The following is a 5,396-nucleotide window of genomic DNA, read 5'->3' on the forward strand; positions in this document are numbered from 1 at the left end:
ACCTCCGATGGTTATTGTGTGGTAACTTTAATTTTATCAGAAGGTGTCCTTATATTCTTCATTAAAAAATGAACACTAAACATAAAAAGAGAGGCCGTCGCAAACTTAATTGCGACGGTCTCTCTTATTTACTGAGATTTGTCCCAGCCTCTTTCTTTTTCATCAGCTTTGCTGACTCAAATAGATCTCTTCAAAAGGCTGTACGACAATAAATCCATCTCCATCAAATTTCATTTGAATCGATTCACCGCTTCCCCTGCCTAGAAAGGTTTTTAAGGAGACGTCCGTAACAAATTCAGGCTGGAGACCGCCGGACCAAGCGACAGTTGCATTCGGATCCGTAAAGACCGGCTTTCCCCGCTCTGCAAAAAGAGTGAGAGGTTCATAGTGAGAGGTAATGGCTATGAGCCCTGTCCCGCTTAAATGTATATTAAAAAGTCCTCCCGAAAGCATGCCGGCAACCTTGCGCATCAGCTTTATATCCCAATTGATCGCAGGATCAAATGCCAGAAGGTCATTGCCATTAACGGTTATTGATTCATTGTTTAATGAAAGAATGGTAATCTTTTTCCCCTGATCCGCTAAATACAGCTGACCGGTACCGTTTGCCTTCATCAGCGAAGAACCCTCACCGGTAAAAGCTTTTTTTAAAAATTTCCCCATACCGTGCTCCAACATGCCTTCTCTTTCAAATTTGATCTGTCCCTTATATGCGATCATAGATCCCGCTTTGGACCACACAAGTCCGTCAAGATTCACTTCAAGCATCCTTGGAGTTTCCAATTCAAAAAAACCTTGTTTTCTCTCCGATTGCTTCGAGGCGGAAATAAATTCGGCAATTGAATAACGGTCTTCCATTACTTCATCTCCTTTTCATTTATAAACATGAAAAGAGTTAAGAAGGAAAGGGCTTGCTTTAATTCTAAACTCAGCGGCGCGGCCAACTCCTGACTAACTCCATCCTTATATACGGAATGCTGATCGATAAGTTTCAAATTATTCTCTTCCGCAAGCCTTGTAAATTCCCACGGCATCATTGTATTGCATATGGCCGGCTCCCCATTCAGCCGAGAATAGCTATTGCTTCTAGGCCCTGCGGTCGGTCCTAAAACTGCTATGCACGCAAGTCCCCCTGGTTTGAGGACCCGCACCAGCTCCAAGAGTGCAGTTTTCGGTTCCTGTACCCACTCAAGACAGTTAATGACGAGGAGCGCGTCTGCATGGTCATTTTCGAGCGGCAAGTTCATCACGTTTCCTTGCTCAAACTCAAGATTGTTATGAATCGCCTCCCTTTTCGCAATGGAAATCATCTCTGGCGAAAAGTCGATCCCCTTCACCTTATAGCCCAGCTGTGCAAGCTTTAATGTCCCATATCCATCTCCGCATCCAATATCAAGAATCAGTCTTGCAAGATCAACATGTTTTGAGAAGAAGGGAATAATCTCTTTTCTGCTTCCTTTCTCCCACATGCCCCGGCTTCTGGAATGCCAATTACCGGAATTGGAGTTCCAAAGTTTTTCTGCTTCCTTGCTCCAGTTAAATTCGTTTACATTTTCCATTAGCTGATCATCCTCTCTCCTATCCTTTCTCCAGCGCTTGTCCTTTTCCCTCTGCCGCATAAGAAAAAGCAGCATTTACTGCTGCTTTTTCTCCGGCTCTTCGCTAATAACCATAGGCGCCGCTTCGACATTATACATTCCATGAGTACGGACTTTAGAATCATTTTTCAGTGCATCCTCAATCCTCTCGTTCGCTATATAGGATTCTTCTTTGTTTTCTTTATTCATTTTTATCTCGTCCTTTCTGCCGCTTTGTTAGTAGTATGAGCGATCACCTGCAATTCATTCGGGCAGAACTATCCGATTTACAAAGCATGAGAAAAGAGATGCCAGGCATGATCCAATATACTCACAAAACTTTCAGAAAGTTTTGTATAAATGTTTCCACCCTTCTTGACGGCTCCATAATTTTTTTGTATATTAAAAACATCATTAGGCTAAGTGTGAGAATTAAGCTTAGAAATGGATACTTCATGCGTTTGGCATAATGGTGAATACTTTTTATAGCGCTCTCATTGCGCTACAGAAATTAGGAGGATTATGTAATATGCAAAATGGTAAAGTAAAATGGTTTAACAACGAAAAAGGATTCGGTTTCATTGAAGTTGAAGGCGGAGAAGATGTATTCGTTCACTTCACTGCTATTCAAGGAGATGGCTTTAAATCACTAGAGGAAGGTCAAGAAGTTTCTTTCGAAATTGTTGAAGGAAATCGCGGACCTCAAGCTTCAAACGTTACAAAACTGTAATTCAATCCGGATCATGAACGACCAATAGATTTTAAGAGACCGGAACTAATCCGGTCTCTTTTTATTTCATCAAATATTCAATTGCTTTTACATTTTGTTTAATTTTCTTCTCTACACGTGTTATTTCCAGATGATTGAATACATTGGCATTGTTCGCAATGTAAACCAGCTTGTCCAGATCCTGATATATCTCGATGAATGCCTGCCTGATATGCTCTTCAAGGTGTTTATTTTTCACTCTCCCTTTAAGCTCCCTTCTAAGTTCGGATCCAGTACGTTCCTTCTTTTTACAAAAACTCGTTCTTATGAACTATTTTTATCCGTTATAACGAATATAACAGGATTCTTTACCTTTTGCACTCATTATGTCACGATTTTGAATAATTTTTTCAACTAAGCCTCATCCTATTGGCTGGAGGTGCTTACAATATGGAGCAATTTAGCAATGAGAAACCGGTAAGCGGATTAAACGACCTTGCCCAGCTTGAGCTTGCCGTTGAGGCTTCACAAAAAATGACCGGCTCAAGCACGATGAGTATGGATCCTGAAAGCTTGAGCCAGGCGCAGAAATCTATTGAGGATGCGAGATCCCACCTTGAACAGGTTAAATTGACCGGAGTTGACCAGGTTTTTCTTGAAAACCAAAAAAAGCTGCTGGATCAGTGCCAGCACCAGCTAAACGAAGCTAAAAAATAACGATTCGATCGAGTCTAACAAAAAAGGTCTGACAGCGTATCTCTGTCAGACCTTTTTTGATTCAACGTTAAATGTTCCTCTGAAGCCTCCTCCACATTTTTCAGGAGAAAGCATTTTTCATCAAGCGCCAAGGTTAAACTGCGCCTTTATCAGAGCCTCATACTAAGAAAGCTTTTCACCCAGCTCCTTTAGCTTTAAACCAACCGTGCATTGACTGATGCAAAAAGAATGGGCGAAGGTTTTCCCATATTCTTTGCGGAAATGCTGCTTCAGCAGGCAATCCACGCAATACGTATCTAAAAGCTCCCCTATTTCATCCAATTTTTGTTTTCTATTCATTCTAGCCCACTCCAATTAATCCAATTTAATCTGGCTGGTAACATCCATACCTTGAATCGCCTGTTTGGACAGCTGGTCAGCTTCCTTGTTCTCTTTTCTTGGGACGGATTCATAGTCACCCGTCACCTTCAGCTTAGACAACACTTCCTCAATTCGATTAATCCAGACTTGATGCTGCTCCTCATAGCAGGGCCATTCTCCTGACAGCTGATTGATGACGACCAGTGAATCGCCCTTAAATTGCACATTCTGTCCCGTGACCGAGAGCTCCTCAAGATAATTGGCTCCGAGAAGCAATGCCGCAAATTCTGCCTCATTATTCGAGGTTAGTTCATCAAGAGTTCTGTTAATTCGAACCCTGTAGTTTTCTTTGCCGATTTTATAATAAATCGCAGCTCCGGCACCGCTTTTTCCTGTATCTTTATCAAAACTTCCATCAAAATAAACGATGACAGAAGAAGGTTCCTCTTCAAGCTCTTCCATTAATTTAAGCATTTCCTTCTTTGTCCAGGTTACTCCCCGGCTATCCTCAAACTCAATGGTTTTAGTTCTTCCCGTCCGTTCCAAATCGTCAGAAAGCAAAAGCGCTAAATCGGCATCCAATTCATCTGATTGAAACAATGCGGTTTGCTTTTTAGGGGATTGATACGTCCAATTAATCCTGACTCTCATCCTGCGCCTCCTGCATACAGCTTAAAAATTTTATAACGTATTTACTATTCTTATGCTACACTATGAAAGTGTTTTGCATGCCGCATTTTTACATTTTAACATGCTTTGTATGAGAAATGTATGCAGAAGCATTTCTTCCTTGAAAGGATGACTCCGATGATTGAAGTGTATATTGATGGAGCCAGTGCCGGCGATCCAGGCCCTTCCGGTGCTGGAATTGTTATCAAAGGAAATGGCGCTGCTGAGTCCTTCTCCTACCCGCTCGGTACGATGTCCAATCATGAAGCAGAATTCCACGCCTTGATCCTTGGATTGAAGCTATGCGTGGAAAAGAAGTACAAAACTGTCTCATTCCGAACCGACTCCCAGCTGGTCGAACGGGCCGCCGAGAATCGATATGCTAAAAACAAGCTGTTTGCCCCATTATTAGCAGAAGCAGAAAGCCTGATTGATCAACTCGATTTATTTTTTATTAAATGGATCCCTTCTAAAGTCAACCCTGCCGACCGGATAGCAAAGGAAGGCATCCGAAAAAATGAAAAATAGCCAGCGTTAGCTGACTGAATACATATCCTCTTTATCCTGCTTTATAAAAAGCAGGCTTTTCTGCTTTATACAAGCAGCCGAAGCGAACGCACCTTTTCCAGGGCCATCGCTTTCGTCATTACTTCTCCCTCTACAAAGATCTCAAGAAGTGACATAAAAAAAGATCCTTCAAACGACTTCTGAATTTTAAGCGTCAGCTCTATAGCGGAAATAACCTGACTATCAACCGCACCGGTATAGCTTTTTCCAAAATAAATAAACCGGATGGTCTCATCCCCAAATTTAAAGCCTTTCGCATATAAACGATCGAGATACTCTGCTAGATCGCAAGTCATACCCTGACATCCCGCCCTTACAAAGCAAATAGTAACCTTCTCAAATTTTACGCCAATTTTCTCCAAAATTCCAGATAAAAATTGTGAACATTTGTTTGGGGTTGGGGTTTCTGTTAATTGCTGAAGAACGGGGATTATATGGTTTGTTTGTGATGCCTGGCATTCTTGCCTGGCATCGGCCCCTTTCCCTGTAATGCCTGGCATTCTTGCCTGGCATTAGTCCTTTTCCCTGCAATGCCTGGCATTCTTGCCTGGCAACCTCTCCCTTTCCCTTCAATGCCTGGCATTCTTGCCTGGCAACATACCTCTTTCCCTGTAATGCCTGGCATTCTTGCCTGGCATTAGTCCTTTTCCCTGTAATGCCTGGCATTCTTGCCTGGCATCGGCCCTTTTCCCTGTAATGCCTGGCATTCTTGCCTGGCAACATCCCTCTTTCCCTGTAATGCCTGGCATTCTTGCCTGGCATTAGTCCTTTTCCCTGCAATGCCTGGCATTCTTGCC

Annotated in this window: 11 protein-coding genes; 3 read left to right on the forward strand and 8 right to left on the reverse strand. The window is 42.5% G+C overall.

What is annotated here, in order from left to right; translation table 11 throughout:
• Positions 1 to 162: 162 nt before the first annotated feature.
• The 3 genes from AS29_RS20635 to AS29_RS21495 form a co-directional block, all read right to left on the reverse strand.
• On the reverse strand, positions 163 to 858 hold the full coding sequence (locus AS29_RS20635) for an AIM24 family protein (RefSeq protein ID WP_035413556.1): 696 nt from the start codon (positions 856 to 858) through the stop codon (positions 163 to 165).
• Entirely contained in the window at positions 858 to 1,559 is a 702-nt protein-coding gene (locus tag AS29_RS20640; RefSeq protein WP_035413568.1) for a class I SAM-dependent methyltransferase, read from the reverse strand. Before AS29_RS20640 ends, AS29_RS20635 begins: the two co-directional genes overlap by 1 nt.
• A gap of 75 nt (positions 1,560 to 1,634) precedes the next feature.
• Positions 1,635 to 1,787: a hypothetical protein gene (locus AS29_RS21495; protein ID WP_156506006.1), complete on the reverse strand. Its 153-nt coding sequence runs from the start codon at positions 1,785 to 1,787 to the stop codon at positions 1,635 to 1,637.
• Between the two features lie 319 nt (positions 1,788 to 2,106).
• Between AS29_RS21495 and cspD the strand changes: the two genes are divergently transcribed.
• On the forward strand, positions 2,107 to 2,307 hold the full coding sequence (gene cspD, locus AS29_RS20645; RefSeq protein ID WP_035413557.1) for a cold-shock protein CspD: 201 nt from the start codon (positions 2,107 to 2,109) through the stop codon (positions 2,305 to 2,307).
• A gap of 61 nt (positions 2,308 to 2,368) precedes the next feature.
• On the opposite strand, the gene AS29_RS21500 is transcribed toward cspD, so the two are convergent.
• Positions 2,369 to 2,545, reverse strand: coding sequence for a hypothetical protein (locus tag AS29_RS21500; protein ID WP_156506007.1), 177 nt, complete (start codon positions 2,543 to 2,545; stop codon positions 2,369 to 2,371).
• 191 nt (positions 2,546 to 2,736) lie between these two features.
• On the opposite strand from AS29_RS21500, the gene AS29_RS20650 reads away from it, so the two are divergent.
• The gene (locus AS29_RS20650; protein ID WP_035413559.1) at positions 2,737 to 3,003 is read left to right on the forward strand and encodes a DUF2564 family protein; all 267 of its coding nucleotides are present in this window, start codon (positions 2,737 to 2,739) and stop codon (positions 3,001 to 3,003) included.
• A 162-nt stretch (positions 3,004 to 3,165) separates the two neighbouring features.
• On the opposite strand, the gene AS29_RS20655 is transcribed toward AS29_RS20650, so the two are convergent.
• Complete coding sequence (locus tag AS29_RS20655) at positions 3,166 to 3,342, reverse strand: zinc-finger domain-containing protein (protein WP_066099115.1); 177 nt, start codon at positions 3,340 to 3,342, stop codon at positions 3,166 to 3,168.
• Positions 3,343 to 3,357: 15 nt separating this feature from the next.
• Positions 3,358 to 4,014, reverse strand: a complete 657-nt coding sequence (locus AS29_RS20660) for a reverse transcriptase-like protein (RefSeq protein ID WP_035413561.1) — start codon at positions 4,012 to 4,014, stop codon at positions 3,358 to 3,360.
• A 156-nt stretch (positions 4,015 to 4,170) separates the two neighbouring features.
• Here AS29_RS20660 and AS29_RS20665 point away from each other — a divergent pair, with 156 nt between their 5' ends.
• Complete coding sequence (locus AS29_RS20665) at positions 4,171 to 4,560, forward strand: reverse transcriptase-like protein (RefSeq protein ID WP_035413570.1); 390 nt, start codon at positions 4,171 to 4,173, stop codon at positions 4,558 to 4,560.
• Between the two features lie 65 nt (positions 4,561 to 4,625).
• On the opposite strand, the gene AS29_RS20670 is transcribed toward AS29_RS20665, so the two are convergent.
• Complete coding sequence (locus AS29_RS20670; protein WP_035413563.1) at positions 4,626 to 4,895, reverse strand: DUF6123 family protein; 270 nt, start codon at positions 4,893 to 4,895, stop codon at positions 4,626 to 4,628.
• A 40-nt stretch (positions 4,896 to 4,935) separates the two neighbouring features.
• Positions 4,936 to 5,396 (reverse strand): hypothetical protein (locus tag AS29_RS20675; protein ID WP_231890002.1); only part of this gene is annotated, 461 nt, incomplete at its 5' end.

It is taken from the genome of Bacillus sp. SJS, assembly GCF_000732485.2.
GTDB classification, from domain to species: domain Bacteria; phylum Bacillota; class Bacilli; order Bacillales; family Bacillaceae; genus Metabacillus_B; species Metabacillus_B sediminis.

Excerpts from the sequence above, each read along its gene's own strand:
- AS29_RS20670 (WP_035413563.1), bottom strand. The coding sequence starts at position 4,895 with ATGACTTGCGATCTAGCAGAGTATCTCGATCGTTTATATGCGAAAGGC.
- cspD (WP_035413557.1), top strand. The coding sequence starts at position 2,107 with ATGCAAAATGGTAAAGTAAAATGGTTTAACAACGAAAAAGGATTCGGT.
- AS29_RS20660 (WP_035413561.1), bottom strand. The coding sequence starts at position 4,014 with ATGAGAGTCAGGATTAATTGGACGTATCAATCCCCTAAAAAGCAAACC.
- AS29_RS20640 (WP_035413568.1), bottom strand. The coding sequence starts at position 1,559 with ATGGAAAATGTAAACGAATTTAACTGGAGCAAGGAAGCAGAAAAACTT.
- AS29_RS20635 (WP_035413556.1), bottom strand. The coding sequence starts at position 858 with ATGGAAGACCGTTATTCAATTGCCGAATTTATTTCCGCCTCGAAGCAA.
- AS29_RS20665 (WP_035413570.1), top strand. The coding sequence starts at position 4,171 with ATGATTGAAGTGTATATTGATGGAGCCAGTGCCGGCGATCCAGGCCCT.
- AS29_RS20650 (WP_035413559.1), top strand. The coding sequence starts at position 2,737 with ATGGAGCAATTTAGCAATGAGAAACCGGTAAGCGGATTAAACGACCTT.
- AS29_RS20655 (WP_066099115.1), bottom strand. The coding sequence starts at position 3,342 with ATGAATAGAAAACAAAAATTGGATGAAATAGGGGAGCTTTTAGATACG.
- AS29_RS21495 (WP_156506006.1), bottom strand. The coding sequence starts at position 1,787 with ATGAATAAAGAAAACAAAGAAGAATCCTATATAGCGAACGAGAGGATT.